This is a genomic window from Paenibacillus vini (genome assembly GCF_018403325.1).
Classification (GTDB): Bacteria; Bacillota; Bacilli; order Paenibacillales; family Paenibacillaceae; genus Fontibacillus; species Fontibacillus vini.
Genome location: NZ_BOSL01000028.1, coordinates 16,656 through 37,362 on the forward strand (window position 1 = coordinate 16,656; position 20,707 = coordinate 37,362).

The window sequence follows — 20,707 nt, forward strand, 5'->3', positions numbered from 1 at the left end:
TTTTAGTTTGAATTATTTACGTCCATATGATCGGATTTCCCGTCGTGAGGGAAGCCTCGAACAGTTCTCTTAATACTTCAACCGAGGGAAGATCGGAGCTCATAAGCTCCCTGATACCGACCTGCAAAGAGGTGGGATAATAGAGCAGGTCCACTCCCCAGGTCTTTGTGCTGAAGGGATGTGACGCTTCATGAATGTATCCCGTAACGTAATCTTGAAACCTCACCAACAGGTGCGCACGGCCTTCCTCTTGCGAATCGATCACTTCCTGGGAGAACGCCATGGAACGAAATAACTCACGGCTATTCCGGTCTAAGATATAGAAACCTCTCTCATTCAACCGGTAAGTATACTCGCTGCCTGCGGCGTAGAACCAATTGTCATCACCAGGCAGAGCCTTTACATATTCCTTCTGCGATTGGGATTCCACAAGAAAAACCCCTTGAAGTACGTTGATCTTTGATTCCAAAGTATTCAATTCCTCTAGAGCCTTACCCGCCTGAACGGCATCCACAGGTTTATTCCATATCGAGTTTAACAGTGGGTAATCTTCGCGTCCCAATCTCTGCATAACACCAAACAAGAAGTTGCTCCCGGCAATATTGGCCACTCTGTTATGATAATACTTGAAATTCTCATGCTCACAGGCATGCTTCCGCCAGTTCACAAACAAGTAATAAGTTTCGTCATCTACTGTAGGCGATACATCGATCCCCTCATCCGTCCATTCCACTAAGCTAATGTCAAAAGGGGGCGGTTTTGCTTTTCCCTCCTTCAGGCAATTACATTCCACATAAGCATCGAGCCCCATATGTATACAAATCCCTTCAAGAATCTTTTTGTAAATGTGTATTAAGATGATTGTGATTTTTTACTCTTACATAACTATACATCTTTCCGCTGATCTCATTAGCAATAAGTACACCAAAACACTTCTTCCACGTCTTGGTCGAATTCCTCCACTTTTATGAAATTCAGTACCAAATCCGTTTCATTCGAGTTTGTGCCTACGTTGGTGTCTCCAAACCCCATGCAAAATTTTGTATTCTCCAATTCAGCCGCTCCTTTTCAAATTTCAACCTTCGGCTTCACTGAATCTAATTTACACAAAAGCCACTAGTTTAGATGATGAATGATCTCCCGGTTTATTAACTCCGCTTGCTCGTGATTGATCGCGTGACCTGCTTCTTTAATAATTTTATAATTCAGTTGGTATTGGTTCAGCCTTTGGATGGCCTTCGGATAATTGCTTAATATATCTTGATCTCCTATTAAAAACAAGGCTTTCTTCCGGATCAAATTCATTTGCTCGCCGTCAAAGATCGTTATCCCGTGCTGCATCATTGATTTGTTATTAAAATATTTGAGCAGATAATACCAATGCTTCATTAACTCTTCGTTATTTTCAAAAACGGTATAATGTGGTCCGCTCAGTTTCCTTAACAATCGCTTACAATTTGCTTCCGACGGAAACAGCGCTTCCGGCATGAACGCCATCATCATCTTACTCATGACTTCAAACTGACTCCCTGGAATTCTCCCCGCCATGCACACCACTTTTTGCACGTTATCGGGTCTCATTATGGCATAGTGATAAGCCAAATAAGCTCCATAGGAAACGCCGGCTATATGGACTAATTTCAGGGCTAAAGCCTTTAACAATTCATCGATCCAAGCTGTCTGATCAAATTTACGATAGTACAGCTCGTTAGGCTCACTTTTGCCCGATCCTCCGACCGCATCTACAGCAATGACGTAATAGTTTTCCGCAAGCTCGCGAATATTATAAACCCACATCATAGCCGAATTATCCGCCGTCCCATGAAATAGCACTAACGCAGGATTATTTGGTGAACCGGCCGTGATGACATGGGTGCTTCCATAGACAGTTTGGATATCTCTTTGTTCATAATCAACGCCCCAGGTCAGCAGCAGCCTGTCATAGCTTGTAAAGATCAGTTCTTCACCTTGCCTAGACTTGTACCTTTTCATGATTTTCATTCCTTTCAACTAATTCCTTACTATATACAAAATCTCAGAGCAGCTTTTCATCCAAATAGACATTGTTCTTGATAATAGCCCTTATCACGGATAGCGTATTCTTCCCCTTTGGCAATCCCGCAATTCTGTTCAGCAGGATCCATCGCAGGCAAGCTATGGCTTCAAATCTCTCCAGGTCCTCATCCAAGTAAGTATTCTTCGCTAAAAGGAAGGATCTGTACAATGAGCCATACCTTTCGCTTGCATAAATCCGCATCAAAAAAACCGACCACGCGGCATCATATCTTGGATCGCCAAGTTGGATATTTGTCCAGTCGATAATGGTGAATTTCCCATTCAGTTCAAGTATATTTCCTAGATTGAAATCCCCATGAATCAGTCGATGCTGACCCACTTGCGAATCCTCCACTAACGGAAGTAATACTTCTTTTATATCTGCATGTCCGTCAATACTAGGAAAGAAATAGCTTACGAAATGATATCTCGGCAAGGCATCCAGCGAAGCTACCGACTCAATCGGGACACTATGAATTCCTATTAAAATGTCGGCCAGCGTTTCAAGTTTCAATTTGTTCAATTTAGCTACAGGTGTGCCGCCGTAACCGGTTAATAACACCTGGTTATTATCGGAGTTAATCCCCCAGCCTAGTGGCTCTGAAACGGGAATTCCCTGATTAAATATCCCTTGCAACAGCTCATATTGCATGGCAATGTCCGGCTTAGAGTCTCTGTTCCACACCTTTAACACCAAATCAGCAGTCGTTGTGCTGATCTTGTATACGTCGGCCTCCAGACCGCTCGGCATAGGAGATATTTGTTTTGGTTCCGCTTCCGAAATAAGAGTATGGAAGTCGCCGCATCTCCCCCTCCAGGTAATACCTTTGAAACTATCATCCGTCATGGGTCTTCAACTCATTTCGTTCGTATTTCAGACAGTTCAAGATCGTTAAATTCATAGATTTTTTCTATAAAAGTACTTATGGTCTTCATCCATTTCCCCGGTGATCTCGAACCCTAAACCGCTCCAAAATCTATGATTTGCTTCATTTGTAGGAGTTAGCTCAATGAACGCGGCGCCCTCTTTTTTTATGTATTGTTCAATCTGTATATAAGCCATTTTGCCAAACCCCAGATTACGGTATGCCGGCTCCATATAATATTCCATCAAAAAGCATTTTCCTTGCTCATCGAAATAGGTAACATACATACAGAAGCCAACAAACCCACTCGTTTCTATGAGATATATCCTTAAAGGATTAACAGCCCTTGTTCTTAACTTCTCCACTGCATCCCTATATTCATCCGAATAAAAATATTCCCGGTCAAACTCATCTCCTATGGAAATGTTGCGAGACAGCTCATTGATGTATGTATTGAACAAACCCCAAAACTTCAACAGATCGGATTTACTTTGAACTAAGTATAAATTGATACAGTCACTCATTCCGCTCTCCTTTTCAACCCAACATATACTCCATATCCGATCAAAAATCCAAAGGAGTTTAGAATAAAATCATCGATATCAAAGCTTCCTCTCCTTGATAGCAACTGAGTCATCTCCAAAACAAACACCCCTACGATAAACAAGACCCATCCTTTTAATAAGCGTCCTCCCCAAATCAGCGGAATCAAAACGCCGAAAGGAACGAACACACCTATATTTCCGATGAGATTGATAACCCAGGTTTTAGTGCCCACATCATCAATTCTTAAATAACTGCCGATCGTAAGGAAAGGTCTCAAGTTATACATATAGTCTGCTTGCACGCCTCTTCCAAAACCCCAAATCATCCAGTAAGTCAGTAAAAAGGTATAACCGATGAGTAGCACCATTGAGATTAATGTGCTTTTCTTCATACTACCAATCCATTGAATACCGTTCCAATAATGTAAATGAACACGCAAATACCGAAGACGATCAGCAGAGCCTTCCACTTTTTAACCGCCTCATTCTTAAAAAAGGTGGTAACTGTTTCTCCGCACAAGTAGACGAGCAGCGCTCCATTCCAGATAATTCTTACTCCATATTTTAAATAAGCTGGTATTAATACGTCATAGGCTCCTGCATACAGCTCTAACATACTCGTTATAGAAATGATGACGTTGATATTTCGAATTACAGCATAGGCAAAATAGAATAGTGCCAGCCACCAGCCCCACTTTTTCCCGAGCCAGGTTCCTACCCCGGCCGTTACGCCAAGCAGACCTAAAAAAGCCATAGCTCCTTGAAAAAAATACCCGGATACGCCTATTAAAGAGGCTGTTTCGTTGAGATTATTAAATGCAATCATTTGGGTAACAAGCGTTGCCAAACCTCCGAATACCAGCAAGATCGCTAAAAGGGTCACTCCCATGGGACGATCGTACGAGGCCTCCATGGGGTTATTTTCTATAGATTGTTTTTCATAGGATTGATTCACATTATTCCTCCTTACTAACGGAAAATCGTCTGGATTAACTCCTGCTTTGCATTTAAGACTTCCTTGATCACAGTGACGGTAGACTCAACAAAATCTTCAACGTCACTCAACATCAGGTATACCAGTTCGTAATCGTCAGGAACCTCGGTATACAAATAAAATTGTGTAATCCGTCTTACCTGCTCATTGATCTGGCCCTGCGGAAAAATATCCAGGAGGTCCGGAAATGACTTAATATTTTGAAAGATGGAGAAGAAGAGGCTGTGCTCATTCATTTTTAAATATTTGAAATCTACAACGTACCAGTCTCTTTTGACCAGGTACCAATATTCAGGAGTTCCCAAGATGTCTTGATAGGCAGGCTCAATCTTTTTTTGTTTATAGAAACTGCTCCACTCCAAATCGGTCAGTAAATGAAAATAATAACCCAAGTAAAATGACAGCTGTTCCTTAGATAAATCACGCTCTTTGTTCAATATGTATTGATGATAAAACAGGTCCGCGTTTATTTTGCCGTCGACTTTGAAGTGAGTGATTTCTTTTGGCGGATAAAATATTCCTTCCTCGTTTGCAAGCCCGCAATCCGGTCCGATATTTCCTACCAGGAATTCTTCAGGGCTTACATCAAGCCCTAAATCTATTAATTTCTCAGCGATTCTAAAATGCGTCACCCAGGTAGCCATACTGTCCCCTCCAAATGCTAAGCGTTTGGTTAGATCTCTTCGACTTCGAAAATGGAGTCAACAATAATAGGCAGATTGTCTCTCACGGAAACCGCCCCGAATACGGATCTGGCATGGCTTCCTTTGTCTTCAAAAATTTCGAACATCAAGTCTGAAAATCCGTTCAGCACTTTATGATGCTCTTCGAATAAGGGCACCGTATTGACGAATCCTTGCACTTTCACTACTCTCTTAACTTTGTCCAATGTGCCAAGGGCATCCTTCAAAACAGCAAGCACCTCTAATCCAACTTCCCGTGCAAATTGATAGCCTTCCTCCGTCGTATACTCTTGCCCAAGCTTACCTTTGGCGTGACTGCCGGGGCCCTTTCCGGACATAAACAACAAGCCATTCACAATGACGTAGTTAGCGTACTTGGCCGCCGGACTGCTGGCTTGGGGAAGTTCAATTCCTAAGCTCTCCAATTTTAATTCAATCGCACCCATCTTCTCGTCTCCTTTTTATTGTTTGTTTCCTACGGCAATCCATCGGCCGTCAATATCCTCAAAAACGAATTCCTTGTTGCTATAATCCGTGATATCTAAAGGCCGGACAATTTGGACGCCCGATTCAATTAGCTCTTTCTCCAGTTCTTCCTGGTTTTCGGCAATGAAGTAGGCATCATAACCATATCCGTGAATGGCTCTGTTCGGAGTAATTGAAGGATTTGGAGATTGAGTCAACACGATTTCTATGGCATCCCGATACAGGCAAATATGCGGCTCGACAGAATCCAAGTAGGGAACCAACCTAAAACCTAGGCGATGATAGTAGTCGGCAGTTCTGTGCAAATCAGGGGTCGGAAATATCTGCAAACAAGAAATAAATCCCTTGTTCATGTTCGTACTCCCTTTCATATTAGTAATGAATTATGCTAGCTGCTACATAACAAGCGCTTCATTTTGATATCTCTTCAAAATTTCATCCACTGTTTCTTCAGGGGTGAGTTCCGAGGAATCAAGCCACATCCCAAGCCGAGGAGTCTCGTTTCGCAACAGCTCATCCAGCGCTTCCACGGTCCAGATTCCGTATCCTTTTTTCGACCGGTCCGCTTCTCGCTTGGCAACTACCCCAGCATCCGGGCAAAGAACTACGACATATAGCGGACGGTTCTGTATAAATGAAATAAAGTCGTTTAACATGGGACCCACGACGACATCCTGAACGACAACCGTAAATCCCGAATCGAAATAAGTATCCGCCGTGTGGGCGGCCAGACGATATCGAAGCAACAGCTGCTCCAGCTCGTCCTTTTCCGCATCAGGGCTTACTTCTCTTCTGTCATTAACGACCATTCTCCGAAAAATATCTCCTCTGACATGCACCGACTTTTCGAATCGCTCGGAAAGCAGCTGGGCAACGGTCGATTTTCCGCTAGCCATGATGCCTGTGATTAAAATGATTCCTGATGGATTTTTAAGCATAGAATAAAGTCCTTTCTAGTTATTGGCGATGGTAACGATCTTTCGAATAATTTCTCTGACTTCATCGCTATTCTTAATTACCAATAAATGATTGGCTTCTCCTTCTGCCGGTGCCGTCACGTTAGGATTATTCAGAGATTCATATTGTTGCCGATCGAGGACTTCTTTGAAACTTGAAGCTGCCCTGAAGATGGTTTTACTGCGCTGACTGTGAGCAACCCGTTCCTCAAGAACTAGATCAGGCAAGTCAAAATAGACCAGGATGCTAATAAAACCCTCCTTATGGAAATATTCCAGTAACTCCGAGCGACCTTGACCATAACTATTAGAATTACATAGGATAAGGTGCGCGTCCGTTTGCCGAACAGCGTGATCAACAATGGCTCGGGTAATGGAGTATTTGATTGTGTTAGGGCCTTGCTTAGGAAGCAAACGTCTGTAATAAGTGCCGAGAAATTCAGCATGGTTATCCTGATCAATTACAAGAGATTCGTGCAACTGCTGTTCTAATGCTTGGGCAAAGGTTGATTTTCCGCTATGGGTTTTCCCGACGGTTATAACGACTAACCTTTTCATTAATTTTTCTCCATTCATCATTGATCGTGTTCATTCAACTTCTACATTCGTCAATCCGTATCCATATTCCTCCAAAAGGCAACCAACCCTTACAGTATATAAAGAAAAAACCTTATAAATTGAACTATTTAATAATAAAATAGCAGACCAAATTCTGGCCTGCCGTTTTGTCATTATTATTGATACAAATGTGGTCACATCGTGGGACCATTAGCCGCGTTTTATGCGACAGTATTACTAATGATTGATAAAAAACCGTTCTTTGCGGCGCTATCTAGTAATTGAAGAATAGATTGTCTTGCCGTATCGCTAAATAAATACCATTGTTCTTCAGTACCATCATAAATTAACACTTCTGGATATCCCACCAAAGTTTCCTCGGGAAAAGCTTTAATTAAAGTGTAAATATCATACCGCTTGAGGCTTTGACCTTTCAGATCCAAAAAGTCATACTGACCATCTTTATAATAAGTTCCGGGAATGTCCATAGTATACATCCACGAATAATTTACAGGAGCTTCGACTTTACTTCCTTTATTTTCTACAAAAATATTGTAAATTGCTTCGTTATACGCGTTCCCTTTGATTTGCTGTATTACGCCTCCCATGGTCATATGGTATTCCTGTTGAAGTGCTTTTACTTCTACTCCATCGATGACCAATGGCTTTGTATCGATTGATACTGTAGAGTTGCTGTATCTGACATTACTTCCAAACGTCTCTGCGATAAAGCGAAGCGGAACGATGATTCGACTATTTTTAATGTATGGTTTTGCATCGAGAACAATCTCTTCACCGTTCTTTTTTGCTATAGAGCTGTTCATATTCAATATTACTTTCATATTGCTTTTTGTGAGAGTAACTTCAGAATTAGACCAATTGACAGTAGCTCCTAAATTTTCACTAATAACCCGTAGAGGCACCATTGTGCGATTGTTCTTCATTTCAGGCTTCACATCAGTTGCAATGGCGACTCCATCAACTTTAATTTGAATGCCTGCTGCATAAGTAGTTGTAGATGTTATACTTATAAGAATTACAAAGAAAACCCCCAACAATACCTTCTTCATGATATACAACTCCCTTTATTAGGTGAAATTGGTCCAAATTATTAGACGCCCGCAACCTATTAAAAGTTCCGCCAAAAGGCATATGCACTTTTTTATAACCGACGACAAGCCACAGCGTAAAATAAATAAACTGGCGCCGGTAGAGTACCGACGCCAGTTTGCGACTAATGTGTTTCTTCAATGTCCACTATAAAACGGAACATAACAGATTAGATAATCAAATGCGACCTCTGCGGCGTCCGTATCATTTATTAAGACCCTGCGCCCCGATACCGCCGAACTCCATAGTTCCAAGCAGTCAAACCGATGGCGAGGAACACCCCGCCCACGACCGGAGTGAGAAACGCCATGTTCCTCATCTCCTCGCGCTCCAGAAATAACGACGCCGGGTAGACGCCGACGAAGGCAAACGGCAGTATCCAGGTAAGCAGCACCTGAATGGCGCGGTTGTAAATGGTTACCGGGTAACGCCCGTAACCTTGAACGTTGAACATCAACGGCAGAATGCCGGTCGGTGCATCGGAGTAGAAAGACAGCGACGTCAGAGCCGTGTAAATCCCCGTATAAATCGCTACCGCGCTAATCGTCAGCACCAGCATGGCGGGAATGGTCCACCATTCAAACGGCAGGCCCAACTGCGATCCGCTGATCGCCATGATCACGATCCCGATGATGGAGCCTACCAGCGCAGGCGGATCGACATTTTCCAAGAAGATTTGGAACAGATTATGCGCCGGACGGGTCATAACCCGGTCCATTTCCCCTTTTACAATATAGCGTTCGCTGAAGCCCCACAAATTGATGAAACAGCTGAACACGCCAAAAGGCACCATAAAAAATCCGTAAACAAACACCACTTCGCCCTGGCTCCAGCCGCCAAGACTGTCGGTATGCATGAAGATTACGAAGATGAAGATCAGATTCGTCGCCTGGAACAGCAGATCAGAAATGACTTCAACCCAGAAATCCGCCCGGTAAGTCATCCGGGTTTTAATGTAGTTTTTCAAATACTCTACGATGAGCCCTAAGTAATATGACATATCTCCTTAACCTCCCTGCACAAACAGGCGTTTCCGCGACATCCGGTACAGCAAGACCATAGGGATCAGCAATAGCAGGAACCAGAGCACCTGAATCCCGAGCACATGCCAGATGCCTACGCCTTGAATCCGTCCGGTAAACACGGAACCCGGCAAGTAAGTTATCGCCTGGAACGGTAAAAATCCCATAATGTCGGCAAGCCAGCCCGGAAACAAACTGATCGGGATGATCAGGCCGGAGAACAGGTCGACGACAACCCGTTTCATGCGCATGAAGCCCTCATTATTTTCCACGAAAAAAGCCATCAGCCCGGTAATCACATTAAGCTGAGAATTGATCAGAAAGCTGAAAAACAGCATGACGAGAAACCCTGCCCACGCCTCGGGCGCGGTCGGAAGCTTCACCGGAAAGAGCAGCATGGCGATCGCCATCCCAGGGATCATAAACAGCATGAACCGGAACAAGCCTTCACCAAAACCTTGCATCATTTTAACCATGATGTAGTTATAAGGCCGGATAAACTGAATCGCGATACTTCCGTCCCGGATATCTGTTGAGATTTCACGGTCCAGATTGTTAAAATAAAACGCGCGGGCCATCCACGAAACAGCCAAATATGTTGTCATCTGCGACGCGGTGAACCCGCCCAGCTCCCCGCCGCCTCCGTAGATCGCTTTCCAGGTAAAATAGTACACTCCAATATTGAGCGTATAAATCAGAATGCCTGTGTAGTAATTGACCCGATACGCCAGCATCGTCAAGAACCGGATTCGGATAAAATCGATATACGCGCTGGCTCCGCTAAACATGAGTCATCACGCTCTCGTCCTCGGTCACATCGTTCGCGTCCGTTTTCTTCTCGGCGGAACCGGACTGATAAATGCTGCGAACGATATCGTCCGTATTTGTCTCGATGATTTTGATGTCGGTAATGTCCGCCTTCCCGACAACTTGTCCGAGCACGTCGGACACATTGATTTCTAGCGGGATCCAGACCTTGGCGCCTAAATCATTCTCCGCCGACCATTCCACAGGCAGTCCTGCCGTCCAGGCTTGAAGCTGAGCCAGCTTCGTGCCGGTTCCGAACTGGAATTGGACTTCCCGCCCGGTGCCCCAGCGGTTTTTCAGTTCTTCCAGCCCGCCGTCATAAATGATCCGGCCATCATCCAGCATAATGACTCGGGAGCAAAGCGCCTCGATATCTTGAAGGTCATGAGTCGTGAGGAGGATCGTTGTGCCATGCTCACGGTTCATATCCTTCAGAAATTCGCGGATTTCCGATTTGACCACAATGTCCAGTCCGATCGTCGGCTCGTCCAAAAACACGATGGACGGATTATGGAGCAGTGCAGCCACCAGCTCACAGCGCATCCGCTGACCGAGACTGAGCTTACGCACGGGACGGTTCAGCAGATCCTGCAGCTGAAGCCGTTCCACCAATTCGTCCAGCCGGCGCTTGAAATCCTGTTCCGACACCTTATATACCTTGCGAAGCAGCTGGAACGATTCGATCACCCCGATATCCCACCACAGCTGACTCCGCTGTCCGAATACCACGCCGATATGCTGAACGAACTTCTCCCTCTCCTCATATGGAACAAATCCGCCGACCGATAGATGGCCGGAAGTCGGAACTAGAATTCCGGTCAACATTTTAATCGTCGTCGACTTACCGGCGCCGTTCTCGCCGATATATCCGCAGATTTCTCCTTGAGGAATTTGGAACGAAATATCTTTTACAGCGGCGACCTCATTGTACTGCCGCTTGAACAAATCTTGAAAAGCGCCCTTCAAGCCTTCGCGGTTCTTCTGAACCTTGAACGTTTTGCGCAAATCCTTCACTTCAATTGCATTCATCTTCGCAGTACCTCTCTAAACTTAAGATCGATGGACGGGCTCCATCCATATCGCCTTAAAATTATATAGCAGCTGAGAAAAAAGCGCCAGCCCGGAAAGGCTCATCCTAATGTCCAATATTAGCCGTATTAAGCATTCCCAGAATTCGTTCCACAGCGTCATCGGCACTAAGCGACGTTTTATCACGAGGAGAATGACGCTCCGCATATTCAACCAGACCTGCTGCGGCATCCTTGCCGATCACGATTCGCACCGGGAGTCCGATCAGATCAGCATCCTTGAATTTAACCCCGGCCCGTTCATCGCGATCATCGAGCAGCACTTCAACACCTTTCGATTGCAAGCGTTGATACAGTTCTTCAGCGAGCCGAGCCTGTTCTTCATCCTTCACCGAAACCGGCACCAGGTGCACATGGTATGGCACCAATGCCAGTGGCCAGACGATCCCGTTGTCGTCGTGGTTCTGCTCAATGACAGCGGACAAAATACGGGAAACCCCGATCCCGTAGCAGCCCATAATCATCGTTTGGGCCTTGCCCGAAGCGTCAAGAAACGTCGCGCCCAGCTTTTCACTGTATTTGGTCCCCAGCTTGAATACATGTCCCACCTCAATGCCGCGGTAGAATTTCAAGGTTCCATCGGCGCAGCGAGGACATGGTTCGCCTTCCTGTACCGTGCGAAAATCCCCCACCTTGGAATGCGTCAAATCCCTGGAAGGAACAAGCTGCCGGTAGTGATAATCCAACTCGTTGGCCCCGGCAATTCCATGTTCCATTTCTGCCGCTGAGTGATCTAATAGAACAGAGATATTAGTCAAACCGTAGGGACCGATGAAACCTACCTGAACTCCAGTCCAAGCCTGCACCGACTCCGGATCGGCGATTTCAATCATCTCGGCGCCCAGGAAACTTTTTACTTTCAGCTCATTGATTTCCTGATCCCCGCGCACGACTACAGCTACCGGTTCTCCGTCAACCGCGAAAAGCACCGTTTTCATGATCTCCGCTGCCCTTACTCCTAACGAGGATACAAGCTGATCGATCGTTTTGATGGCCGGTGTATTGAACTTTTCCGGCTGCCCTAAGTCCTCAGTTCCAGCTCCGATAACAGTTTTGAAGTTAGAACCCGATTCTGCCTTTTCGAGATTAGCGGCATAGTCGCAGCACGTACATGTGGCAATCGTATCCTCACCGATATCGGCTAAAGCCATGAATTCATGGGTTCCCCCTTCGCCCCCGATCGCTCCCGCATCCGCCTCCACCGCGCGGAAGTTCAAGCCGCAGCGCTCGAATATCCGATGATAGGCATGATACATCTCCCAATAGGAACGGTCCAATCCTTCCCAGTCCGGGTCGAATGAATACGCATCCTTCATCAGGAACTCCCTGCCACGCAGCAGTCCGAAACGTGGGCGACGCTCATCACGATATTTAGTCTGGATTTGATACAAAGTAACAGGCAATCTCCGGTATGAGCTTATTTCTTGTTTGACCAGCGAAGTGATTACCTCTTCATGAGTCGGCCCTAATGCGAATTCCCGTCCATGGCGGTCCTTCAAACGAATCAACTCCGGACCATATACCTCATAACGGCCGGATTCCTCCCATAGTTCAGCAGGCTGCATGGCCGGCATCAGCAGTTCCTGTGCTCCGGCCCGGTCCATTTCCTCCCGTACGATTTGCTCCGCTTTGCGCAGCACCCGTCTGCCAAGCGGCATATACGTGTAAATCCCGGCGGCCAACTGTCGGATGAGACCGGCGCGAAGCAGCAATTGGTGGCTAACAGCCTCCGCATCGCCCGGCGATTCCCGCAGTGTATTCAGTAATAATTGGCTTTGGCGCATGATCAAACTCCCCTTTCAACATAAAAAGACACATTCGTCAGGGACGAATGTGTCGTGGTACCACCCTTGTTTAACCGTCGGCATAGCAACGGTCCTTCATTAAATAACGGCAGCTGCCGGCAACGGCTAATTGGTATAATCCCCAGTCTCCGTTACTGCTCACAAGGTAGGGTCAACGTCCGGTCGCGGCGGGAAGCCTTTCAGCCTGCGGGATTCCTCTCTGTTATCGCGATTGTTGAACGATGGGGCCTTGGTCTAAGCATTTTAACAATATGAGTTTATTATTGGATAAAATACAGGATCGATCCGAATTAGTCAAGTAGAAACAGCACCTGCGGTTTGAGCGCATTCGATTTCCTTTGTCTAATCTGCCTTGAGGCCTGCCAGACGATCAATCCGGTTCGTCCAGATCCAACCGCTATACGAGGAAGGAAGCCGCTTTACATCCTCCAGACTGTCAAAACCGCTGGAAAAGTCGCTTCCGTCTCCCCCCACCACGATAACCCTCGTATCCGCACGTTCCATCCGGCTAAGAAACTTATCCGGCCAGCCCCAAATCCACGGGGCGATCTTCTCGGGAATATGCAATTCCGTATTCCGGCATGCCGAAGGAATATAACCGGTCCAGCCTGAAGCCTCGTAGGAGATAAGGCATTCCTTGAGCGTCTCCTTGGACATGGCCCGCATATCGGGTAATTTCTCCTTTAGGGCCGCGATCGGTTCGTCACCACCATACACGGTATATCGCTCCAGCTTTTCACGAGACATCCCGCTAAAATACTCCGCAAGCTGAACTCCTTCTTCCGCATCATTGCTTTTGATATGTAGCAAAAAGTTCTGATCGGGAAACTGTCTCAGCACTTCCGTCAAAGAGGGCATCAAATTGATTCCCTTCCCCCGAAACGGATACGTTGAACCTCCGTCTGCCGTATAGCCGTACCCGATGTCCAGAAGCTTCAGTTCCGCCATTGTATAATCCACGGTTTTTCCTTGCCCATTGGTCCTGCACTCCAGAGACCAATCATGAAACACCGCAAATTGGCCGTCTTTTGTCGGCTTAACATCCAATTCCACCATATCCGCACCTGCCAGAAACGCCGCTCTCATGGAAGAAATCGTATTCTCCAGATAAGGATGCTCAGGTTCATAAATCCGTTCCGCCGTGCAGGTATCATTCTGAATATTTTCCATGGAAAAGGTTTGTGCCAAACCGCGGTGAGCCAGCAACTTGGGACCCTCATCCTCATGATGATTTCCAATAAACAGCGAAGTATTATTGATCCAGATGAACAGGAGCAATCCGACTGCGATCCAAAACCGCTTCCGTCTGATCCAGCGTTTTAACAAGTTCATTTTCGTGTCCTCCAAAATAGAAACACGTAACGACTACTCCAATTCGACCTAATGGTTCGGGTCGCTTTCGAGAATATAGCCGTTTCCGCGGACAGAGGTAATCTGAAAGGTATCTTTACCGTATTTTTTCCGGATGCGGTACATAAGCGCATTGATTTCATCCGCCGTCACATCAGGCAATCCGTCGGTCCCCCAAGTCCGGTCATGCCAAACGATACTTTTGATTTCCGCGATGGTCACGAGCCGGTTCATATGCTGATGGAGCAGGCGGAGCAAGAGAAATTCTTTTTCCGACATCGGAATTTTGCGTCCGTCAACCTGACACTCCCGTTTTTCCCATAGGATGGATACTTGGCCTATTTCACGTTCCTCCGCTTCAGGCACTTCCCGGATGGATTCAAATTCCAGTGTCTGTTCAGCCGAGGCATATGAAAAGTGCATAATTATGGTTCCCCGCGCCAACTGAATCCGGTCGTTATTTTCCAGCACATAAGGTGCATGTGGAATTACGGGAACCCCGTTGACCTCGCTTCCGTGCCGGCTGCCCAAATCATAAAGTACTGCCTTCTCTCCCTCTTGCCGAATGCTCAAATGATGCCGGGATACAAAAATATTCGTAAAGGCGATGCCCGGCGCATTATCTTTAGTGCCTCTGCCCACTTCGGTCTCCGGTTGGCTCAGATTGAGGCAGGTACCCGGACGGTACGGCTCCCCGCGGATGATATAGAGACATGCGTAAGTTTCCAGTTTATTTCCCTCCAGACTCCCTGTCTTCGTTTATCTTAGCTTATCTCCTATTTTAACAAAATCGCCGGACAATGATAAAACCCTCATAAATGACTGATAAACCATCTGCCTATAAAAAAGAGAGCCCCGCCGTAAAACCCGGCAAAGACTCCCTTGGATAGTTAAAATTTCATGATGCTCGTCATGTTCATTAAGCATGAAAATCCTGACCTGAACGGACTTCCTTGACGTACCCGGCACGAATCGTGAAATCGCCGAAATGCTCTCCTTCACGCCGTTCCTTGGCATAATGGGCAAATAGAACCCGCAGAGAATCCAAGATTTCCGTCTCCCCGATGTTTTCCTTGTAGAGCTTGTTCAGTCTCTCTCCCGCAAAACCGCCGCCGAGGTACATATTGTACTTGCCCGGTGCTTTGCCGATAAAAGAAAGCTCAGCCAGCGCCGGTCTCGCGCACCCGTTCGGGCATCCGGTCATCCGGATGACGATCTCATCCTCCCGCAGACCGTTCTCCTCCAGCAGCGGCTCCATCTTGCCCAACAATGTCGGCAGATAGCGTTCCGACTCGGCCATGGCCAGCCCGCAAGTAGGAAGCGCCACGCAAGCCATGGAATTGAGTTTGAGCGCAGTATAATGCTCGCCGGACGTAATTCCATACTTAGCGATGAGTTCATCGATCTTTTTCTTTTTTGCGGTCGTTACATTTGAAATGATCAGATTCTGATTCGCCGTCAGCCTGAAATCCCCGGTATGCAGCTTGGCGATTTCCCGCAGTCCGGTCATCAGCAGGTAGTTTTCTTCATCTTTAATCCGGCCGTTCTCGATAAACAATGTAAAATGCCATTTGCCGCCGTTACCTTTTACCCAGCCGTAGCGATCGCCATGATGGTCGAACTGATAAGGCTTCGCAGCTTCCAGCGTCCATCCCAGGCGGCGGGTCAGCTCGTCAACGAACCAATCGATGCCGCGGTCGTCAATCGTATATTTGAACCGGGCATGCTTCCGAACGGAACGGTCTCCGTAATCCCGCTGAATCGTCACGGTCTTTTCCGCAACATCGATGACTTGCTCCGGCGTACAGAAGCCGATCACCTGGGCCACTTGAGGATAGGTCTTCACGTCTCCGTGCGTCATGCCCATCCCGCCGCCGACAGCGACGTTGAATCCTTTTAGTTTGCCGTTCTCGGTGACCGCAATAAGTCCCAAATCCTGGGAAAATACATCCACATCGTTCGATGGCGGTACCGCAATGCCAATCTTGAATTTCCGCGGCAAGTAGACCTTGCCGTAGATCGGCTCCTGCTCCTCTTCCGTTCCGTTGTCCCGGCTGTCCAATACCTTTTCGCCGTCCAGCCAAATCTCATGATAAGCTTTGGTCTGCGGTTCCAGGTGCTCGCTAAGCCGGCTTGCCCAATGGTACACTTCCGCGTGAATATCCGATTGGTTCGGATTCGGGTTACACATTACGTTACGGTTGACGTCACCGCAAGCCGCCAAAGTGGTCAGCATCGAGTTATGCACTTCCTGAATCGTCTTCTTCATATTCCATTTCAGGATGCCGTGCAATTGAACCGATTGCCGCGTCGTTAAGCGAATCGTCCCGCTGGAATAAGCTTGAGCAACCCGGTCCATCATCAGCCACTGCTCCGGCGTTACCACGCCGCCCGGTGCCCGTACCCGCAGCATGAACTGGTATGCCGGTTCCAGCTTTTGTTTGCTGCGCTCGTTACGCAGGTCCCGGTCGTCCTGCATGTAGCTGCCGTGGAATTTCATCAACCGGTTTTCATCTTCCGGAATCGAGGCCGTAATACGGTCCTCGAGTACCTCTTCCAGCTGGCCGCGCAAATAATTGCTTCTGACTTTTATATCTTCCACGTCGCTGTGCGGCGCACTGTTCGGCGACAATAAATTGTTCTCAGACATTCGATCTTTCTCCTCTCACGGTCAGGGAATTAATAGACATCCCGCTGATAACGTTTTTGCTGCTGCATCCGGGTCAAATATTCCGATGCTTCCTCAGGACTGAACCGGCCTTCCTGCTCAAGAATCGTGGCAAGCGCCGCGTGCACGTCGTGGGCCATCTTTTTCTCATCGCCGCAAACGTATATCACTGCGCCTTCCTGCAACCATTCGTAGAGCTCGCGGCTCTTTTCCAGCATCCGGTGCTGAACGTATACTTTCTGCTCCGTATCGCGGGAGAAAGCAACATCCATCCGGGTCAGCACGCCTTCTTTCAACCAGCGCTGCCATTCCACCTGATACAAGAAATCCGTCGAAAAATGCTGATCCCCGTAGAACAGCCAGGTTTTCCCCTGCGCTCCCGTCTCTTCGCGTTCGCTGAGGAACGCCCGGAATGGAGCGACTCCCGTACCGGGACCGATCATAATAACCGGCGTTTCCGGATTGTCCGGCAGCTTGAAATTCGGATTGTGCTGAATGAACACCGGCAAGGAATCTCCCGGCTGAATGCGATCGGCCAACTGCACCGAGCAAACGCCGTAGCGGTTGCGGCCGTTGCTTTCATAACGCACTGCGCGAACGGTCACATGGACTTCATCCGGGCTGGCCTTCAGGCTGCTCGCAATCGAATATAAGCGCGGCGGAATCTTACGCAACAACGATACGAACTGTCCGGCCGGAATTCCTTTTAGAGAGTAATCCTGCACCAGATCGAGCAGATCCCGTTCGCTCAGATAGGTTCTTAATTCCTCTGTTTTGGAGGGATCGAGCAAGTCTTTTAAACCGGAGTTTCCGGTCAGCTCCGCCAACTGTTTTAGCAGCGGCTTGGTCAGCACCGTGATTTCAAAATACCGCAGCAGCGCTTCCCGCAAGGACCGCGTTTCGCCTTGCTTGTAGACAGACACGGATTCATTACCATCCCAGCCCATCGCTTCGATCAATTCATCCGCCAGGCGCGGATGGTTCTCTGGATAGATCCCCAGGCTGTCGCCCGGCTCATACTGAAGATTCGAGCCCTCCAGGGAGATTTCGACATGACGTGTTTCCCTGTCCGACCCACGACCATTGAGATTGAGATTTTCCAGGACTTCAGCCTGGAAAGGATTACTCCGGGAGTATTCCGATTCCGCTTCGCATACGACAGAGCTTGGTGTCGCACTGGAACCAACCGCTCCCGCTCCGTTCCCCGCGCCTTGCGCCAATGCGCCGAGCACCTGATTCATCCATTCCGAAGCCGGCTCAGCAAAATCCACGTCACAGTCGACTCTAGGAGCAAGCTCTTTACCGCCGAGCTCCGCCAAACGTTTGTCGAAATCTTTGCCGGTCTGGCAGAAGAATTCGTAAGACGTATCCCCGAGTGCAAGCACCGAATATCTCAAATTGTCCAATTGCGGTGCTCTTTTACTATGCAAGAACTCATAGAAAGCAATCGCGCTATCCGGCGGTTCCCCTTCGCCATGCGTGCTTACCAGGACTAAGAGATTCTCGATTTTTTTCAGGGTATTAGGCTTGAAGTCGCCCATTGAGCTAAGCGTTACCTGAAACCCTTGCTCTTCAAGACGCTTGCCGAGCTTTTTGGCCAATCCACTGCTGTTTCCGGTCTGCGAGCCAAACAATACCGTGACCTCTTTGGATACCACAGGACCCGAGTCTACTGTCGATCCTGCTGTTGCTAACCCTTGGGCTCCTCCAGCCGGAGCCGAGATTGCAGCTGCTGCCGTTCCCTGCACCGCAGCCAAATACCCGCTAAGCCATAAGCGCTGCGTATCCGTCAGCGAAGGCAACAGACGGTTCAACAATTCCGCTTGCTCTTGATTAAAAGGACTGTTCGTAACTTGAAATTCCAACATATCCACCTCACGTAGCTTCCATAAATTCAATTCCTACTAATATGATCAGAATTATACTTACTTGAACTTATCATAGCTCGCGAAATTGGTCAATTCGAATCATTTTATAGAACCGATTAGGTTTTCTGATAAAGGTAAGTTTTTACTTTTAATTCCTAGTTACTGGAATCACCAAATCTGGGCGAATGCATATATTGAATCAAATTTCTCTATTGGAGTGTGACAACGTGAGCCTATACCAAGGTAGCCCGAAGCATTTGGCTTGGCATGAAACGATGGAACTTCACGAACTGGTAGCTTTTCAATCCGTAAATTTAGTTGCATTTAAACAAAAACTGCCAACCATCAAAGACCCGGTCCTTTGCTCGCTTTACAAGGAAACGATCTGCATGCTGGAGCAAAATCTGCAGGAACTCCTTAAGTTCTATCCACTGGCACCGACGATGAATCGAAGCCATATGCCCGATATGACCGCCTTTGATGCTGCCAGCCTGCTTGGCTTTGCCAAAACGGCAGTCCGCAACTATTCGATTGCAATTACCGAAACTGCCACCCCTATTTTGCGAGAAACCTTCCAGAAGCAATTAATTTGTGCTATCGATCTTCATGCCATAATATTTAACTTTATGTGCTCCAAGGGCTACTATCCTGCGTATAATTTAGAACAACTCCTTTGTAACGATGTAAACATGGCAACTGCGGCGCTGAGGCTTTAAGCGGGGCCAGCGTGTTTCGTCTTAACTCATAGAATAGCAAAAGCACTGCCGATCATCTCGGCGGTGCTTTTCTTCGTTGCTTGGCAACGTCCTAGTCTCCCAGGACCCTTATGTATTCGATTCAAATAACCCATGTAAACAGAGTACTTAAGGTCAACTAAGCTGCTTGCGTCTAAACAGCTGAGATCCTTAGCGTCTTAGCAGCTAACCGTCTTTGCAACTTTGCTGCCTTGCATCTTTGCATCTTTGCTTCTTTGCTTCTTTGCTTCTTTGCTGCCTTGCTGCCTTGCTGCCTTGCTGCCTTGCTGCCTTGCATCATTTGCAACTTTGCAGCCTTGCTTCTTTGCAGCCTTGCATCATTTGCAACTTTGCAGCCCTGTAGCCCAGCACTTAAGCAGCTTAGCACCTTTCCCCTGCTTAATTAACTGTAATTACTACATCTAATTTTGCTTCCTCGGCTTCCCGGGTTAAATTAACTGCAAAAACTACAGTTATTTTGGAGAATTTGGGCCATTCCGAGCTAAAATTGCAGAATTAACTGTAGGTTTTACAGTTATTTGTCTAGAATGAGCTTGTCTTGCGAAAATAACTGCAGGTTTTACAGTTAAGTTGTTGATTAGATAGCAGCAACAAAAAAAAAAGCACCACCGAGGTGATCGGCAGTGCTCTTCTTCATTGCTTGGCGGCGTCCTACTCTCCCAGGACCCTTCGGTCCAAGTACCATCGGCGCTGGAGGGCTTAACGGTCGTGTTCGGGATGGGTACGTGTGGAACCCCTCCGCTATCGCCACCAAACGGGTAAAATTGCTCAGGTTGCGGCATCGCCAAATGCCGTGCAGCAACTCTTCACGTAGCAACTACTTGAATTGCTATCGATCAGATCTTGCTCCCTGAAAACTGGATACGAAACGTGAATTTGCGTGTTAGCCCCTAATTGGTTCACCGGGGTCCCCGAAAAGTAATCGGAATTACCTTCGAAGCCTCGCTTCACTTTTTGGGGTATCTTTTGGATAAGCCCTCGACCGATTAGTACCTGTCAGCTCCATACATTGCTGCACTTCCACCTCAGGCCTATCAACCTCGTGGTCTTCAAGGGGTCTTACTAGTTGGGAAATCTCATCTTGAGGGGGG

23 protein-coding genes and 2 rRNA genes are annotated in these 20,707 nt (G+C 47.2%); 1 reads left to right on the forward strand and 24 read right to left on the reverse strand.

The window, feature by feature from the left end:
• Positions 1 to 16: 16 nt before the first annotated feature.
• The 22 genes from KJS57_RS25145 to KJS57_RS25250 all read right to left on the reverse strand — a co-directional run bounded on the left by KJS57_RS25145 (position 17) and on the right by KJS57_RS25250 (position 18,858).
• Positions 17 to 811: a hypothetical protein gene (locus KJS57_RS25145; RefSeq protein WP_213656750.1), complete on the reverse strand. Its 795-nt coding sequence runs from the start codon at positions 809 to 811 to the stop codon at positions 17 to 19.
• 98 nt (positions 812 to 909) lie between these two features.
• Positions 910 to 1,053, reverse strand: coding sequence for a hypothetical protein (locus KJS57_RS25150; RefSeq protein WP_211020298.1), 144 nt, complete (start codon positions 1,051 to 1,053; stop codon positions 910 to 912).
• Between the two features lie 63 nt (positions 1,054 to 1,116).
• Positions 1,117 to 1,992, reverse strand: coding sequence for an alpha/beta fold hydrolase (locus tag KJS57_RS25155; protein WP_211020297.1), 876 nt, complete (start codon positions 1,990 to 1,992; stop codon positions 1,117 to 1,119).
• Between the two features lie 43 nt (positions 1,993 to 2,035).
• A complete protein-coding gene (locus KJS57_RS25160) occupies positions 2,036 to 2,902 on the reverse strand; it encodes an aminoglycoside phosphotransferase family protein (protein WP_211020295.1) in 867 nt (288 codons plus the stop codon).
• Positions 2,903 to 2,953: 51 nt separating this feature from the next.
• Complete coding sequence (locus tag KJS57_RS25165; protein ID WP_211020293.1) at positions 2,954 to 3,445, reverse strand: GNAT family N-acetyltransferase; 492 nt, start codon at positions 3,443 to 3,445, stop codon at positions 2,954 to 2,956.
• Positions 3,442 to 3,858, reverse strand: coding sequence for a VanZ family protein (locus tag KJS57_RS25170; protein WP_211020291.1), 417 nt, complete (start codon positions 3,856 to 3,858; stop codon positions 3,442 to 3,444). The genes KJS57_RS25165 and KJS57_RS25170 overlap by 4 nt, the downstream gene beginning before the upstream one ends.
• A complete protein-coding gene (locus KJS57_RS25175) occupies positions 3,855 to 4,421 on the reverse strand; it encodes a hypothetical protein (RefSeq protein ID WP_213656751.1) in 567 nt (188 codons plus the stop codon). Before KJS57_RS25175 ends, KJS57_RS25170 begins: the two co-directional genes overlap by 4 nt.
• A 14-nt stretch (positions 4,422 to 4,435) precedes the next feature.
• A complete protein-coding gene (locus KJS57_RS25180; RefSeq protein ID WP_211020288.1) occupies positions 4,436 to 5,104 on the reverse strand; it encodes a zinc dependent phospholipase C family protein in 669 nt (222 codons plus the stop codon).
• 29 nt (positions 5,105 to 5,133) lie between these two features.
• On the reverse strand, positions 5,134 to 5,589 hold the full coding sequence (locus KJS57_RS25185; RefSeq protein WP_211020287.1) for a RidA family protein: 456 nt from the start codon (positions 5,587 to 5,589) through the stop codon (positions 5,134 to 5,136).
• A 15-nt stretch (positions 5,590 to 5,604) separates the two neighbouring features.
• Positions 5,605 to 5,982 (reverse strand): VOC family protein, encoded by a 378-nt coding sequence (locus tag KJS57_RS25190; RefSeq protein WP_211020286.1) that lies wholly within the window; start codon positions 5,980 to 5,982, stop codon positions 5,605 to 5,607.
• A 42-nt stretch (positions 5,983 to 6,024) separates the two neighbouring features.
• Positions 6,025 to 6,567 (reverse strand): AAA family ATPase, encoded by a 543-nt coding sequence (locus KJS57_RS25195; protein ID WP_211020285.1) that lies wholly within the window; start codon positions 6,565 to 6,567, stop codon positions 6,025 to 6,027.
• Positions 6,568 to 6,582: 15 nt separating this feature from the next.
• Positions 6,583 to 7,143 (reverse strand): ATP-binding protein, encoded by a 561-nt coding sequence (locus KJS57_RS25200; RefSeq protein WP_211020283.1) that lies wholly within the window; start codon positions 7,141 to 7,143, stop codon positions 6,583 to 6,585.
• A gap of 221 nt (positions 7,144 to 7,364) precedes the next feature.
• Entirely contained in the window at positions 7,365 to 8,213 is an 849-nt protein-coding gene (locus KJS57_RS25205) for a copper amine oxidase N-terminal domain-containing protein (protein ID WP_211020282.1), read from the reverse strand.
• A 251-nt stretch (positions 8,214 to 8,464) separates the two neighbouring features.
• Positions 8,465 to 9,253 (reverse strand): ABC transporter permease, encoded by a 789-nt coding sequence (locus KJS57_RS25210; RefSeq protein ID WP_211020281.1) that lies wholly within the window; start codon positions 9,251 to 9,253, stop codon positions 8,465 to 8,467.
• A gap of 6 nt (positions 9,254 to 9,259) precedes the next feature.
• Positions 9,260 to 10,063, reverse strand: coding sequence for an ABC transporter permease (locus KJS57_RS25215; protein ID WP_211020280.1), 804 nt, complete (start codon positions 10,061 to 10,063; stop codon positions 9,260 to 9,262).
• Positions 10,056 to 11,111, reverse strand: a complete 1,056-nt coding sequence (locus tag KJS57_RS25220) for an ABC transporter ATP-binding protein (protein WP_213656752.1) — start codon at positions 11,109 to 11,111, stop codon at positions 10,056 to 10,058. Before KJS57_RS25220 ends, KJS57_RS25215 begins: the two co-directional genes overlap by 8 nt.
• Before the next feature lie 106 nt (positions 11,112 to 11,217).
• Positions 11,218 to 12,954: a proline--tRNA ligase gene (locus tag KJS57_RS25225; RefSeq protein WP_213656753.1), complete on the reverse strand. Its 1,737-nt coding sequence runs from the start codon at positions 12,952 to 12,954 to the stop codon at positions 11,218 to 11,220.
• Positions 12,955 to 13,177: 223 nt separating this feature from the next.
• Complete coding sequence (locus KJS57_RS26815; protein WP_373316863.1) at positions 13,178 to 13,303, reverse strand: hypothetical protein; 126 nt, start codon at positions 13,301 to 13,303, stop codon at positions 13,178 to 13,180.
• 14 nt (positions 13,304 to 13,317) lie between these two features.
• Entirely contained in the window at positions 13,318 to 14,307 is a 990-nt protein-coding gene (locus tag KJS57_RS25235; RefSeq protein WP_213656754.1) for a glycerophosphodiester phosphodiesterase family protein, read from the reverse strand.
• A 48-nt stretch (positions 14,308 to 14,355) separates the two neighbouring features.
• On the reverse strand, positions 14,356 to 14,967 hold the full coding sequence (locus KJS57_RS25240; protein ID WP_244861707.1) for an FHA domain-containing protein: 612 nt from the start codon (positions 14,965 to 14,967) through the stop codon (positions 14,356 to 14,358).
• 277 nt (positions 14,968 to 15,244) lie between these two features.
• On the reverse strand, positions 15,245 to 16,975 hold the full coding sequence (gene cysI / locus KJS57_RS25245) for an assimilatory sulfite reductase (NADPH) hemoprotein subunit (protein ID WP_213656755.1): 1,731 nt from the start codon (positions 16,973 to 16,975) through the stop codon (positions 15,245 to 15,247).
• Between the two features lie 29 nt (positions 16,976 to 17,004).
• Complete coding sequence (locus tag KJS57_RS25250; protein WP_213656758.1) at positions 17,005 to 18,858, reverse strand: assimilatory sulfite reductase (NADPH) flavoprotein subunit; 1,854 nt, start codon at positions 18,856 to 18,858, stop codon at positions 17,005 to 17,007.
• Between the two features lie 278 nt (positions 18,859 to 19,136).
• Here KJS57_RS25250 and KJS57_RS25255 point away from each other — a divergent pair, with 278 nt between their 5' ends.
• Complete coding sequence (locus KJS57_RS25255) at positions 19,137 to 19,577, forward strand: spore coat protein (RefSeq protein ID WP_244861708.1); 441 nt, start codon at positions 19,137 to 19,139, stop codon at positions 19,575 to 19,577.
• 677 nt (positions 19,578 to 20,254) lie between these two features.
• Here the strand turns inward: KJS57_RS25255 and rrf are convergent.
• Together rrf and KJS57_RS25265 are read right to left on the reverse strand one after the other, a co-directional pair.
• A 5S ribosomal RNA gene (rrf, locus tag KJS57_RS25260) occupies positions 20,255 to 20,371 on the reverse strand.
• A 211-nt stretch (positions 20,372 to 20,582) separates the two neighbouring features.
• Positions 20,583 to 20,707: ribosomal RNA gene (locus KJS57_RS25265) — 23S ribosomal RNA — on the reverse strand; the annotation flags it as partial.

Bases quoted from the DNA above. Each gene is read 5' to 3' on its own strand.
- KJS57_RS26815 (WP_373316863.1), bottom strand. From the start codon at position 13,303: ATGCGCTCAAACCGCAGGTGCTGTTTCTACTTGACTAATTCGGATCGA.
- KJS57_RS25180 (WP_211020288.1), bottom strand. From the start codon at position 5,104: ATGGCTACCTGGGTGACGCATTTTAGAATCGCTGAGAAATTAATAGAT.
- KJS57_RS25215 (WP_211020280.1), bottom strand. From the start codon at position 10,063: ATGTTTAGCGGAGCCAGCGCGTATATCGATTTTATCCGAATCCGGTTC.
- KJS57_RS25235 (WP_213656754.1), bottom strand. From the start codon at position 14,307: ATGAACTTGTTAAAACGCTGGATCAGACGGAAGCGGTTTTGGATCGCA.
- cysI (WP_213656755.1), bottom strand. From the start codon at position 16,975: ATGTCTGAGAACAATTTATTGTCGCCGAACAGTGCGCCGCACAGCGAC.
- KJS57_RS25185 (WP_211020287.1), bottom strand. From the start codon at position 5,589: ATGGGTGCGATTGAATTAAAATTGGAGAGCTTAGGAATTGAACTTCCC.
- KJS57_RS25225 (WP_213656753.1), bottom strand. From the start codon at position 12,954: ATGCGCCAAAGCCAATTATTACTGAATACACTGCGGGAATCGCCGGGC.
- KJS57_RS25210 (WP_211020281.1), bottom strand. From the start codon at position 9,253: ATGTCATATTACTTAGGGCTCATCGTAGAGTATTTGAAAAACTACATT.
- KJS57_RS25205 (WP_211020282.1), bottom strand. From the start codon at position 8,213: ATGAAGAAGGTATTGTTGGGGGTTTTCTTTGTAATTCTTATAAGTATA.
- KJS57_RS25220 (WP_213656752.1), bottom strand. From the start codon at position 11,111: ATGAATGCAATTGAAGTGAAGGATTTGCGCAAAACGTTCAAGGTTCAG.
- KJS57_RS25145 (WP_213656750.1), bottom strand. From the start codon at position 811: ATGGGGCTCGATGCTTATGTGGAATGTAATTGCCTGAAGGAGGGAAAA.
- KJS57_RS25190 (WP_211020286.1), bottom strand. From the start codon at position 5,982: ATGAACAAGGGATTTATTTCTTGTTTGCAGATATTTCCGACCCCTGAT.
- KJS57_RS25195 (WP_211020285.1), bottom strand. From the start codon at position 6,567: ATGCTTAAAAATCCATCAGGAATCATTTTAATCACAGGCATCATGGCT.
- KJS57_RS25160 (WP_211020295.1), bottom strand. From the start codon at position 2,902: ATGACGGATGATAGTTTCAAAGGTATTACCTGGAGGGGGAGATGCGGC.
- KJS57_RS25200 (WP_211020283.1), bottom strand. From the start codon at position 7,143: ATGAAAAGGTTAGTCGTTATAACCGTCGGGAAAACCCATAGCGGAAAA.
- KJS57_RS25155 (WP_211020297.1), bottom strand. From the start codon at position 1,992: ATGAAAAGGTACAAGTCTAGGCAAGGTGAAGAACTGATCTTTACAAGC.
- KJS57_RS25255 (WP_244861708.1), top strand. From the start codon at position 19,137: ATGGAACTTCACGAACTGGTAGCTTTTCAATCCGTAAATTTAGTTGCA.
- KJS57_RS25165 (WP_211020293.1), bottom strand. From the start codon at position 3,445: ATGAGTGACTGTATCAATTTATACTTAGTTCAAAGTAAATCCGATCTG.
- KJS57_RS25170 (WP_211020291.1), bottom strand. From the start codon at position 3,858: ATGAAGAAAAGCACATTAATCTCAATGGTGCTACTCATCGGTTATACC.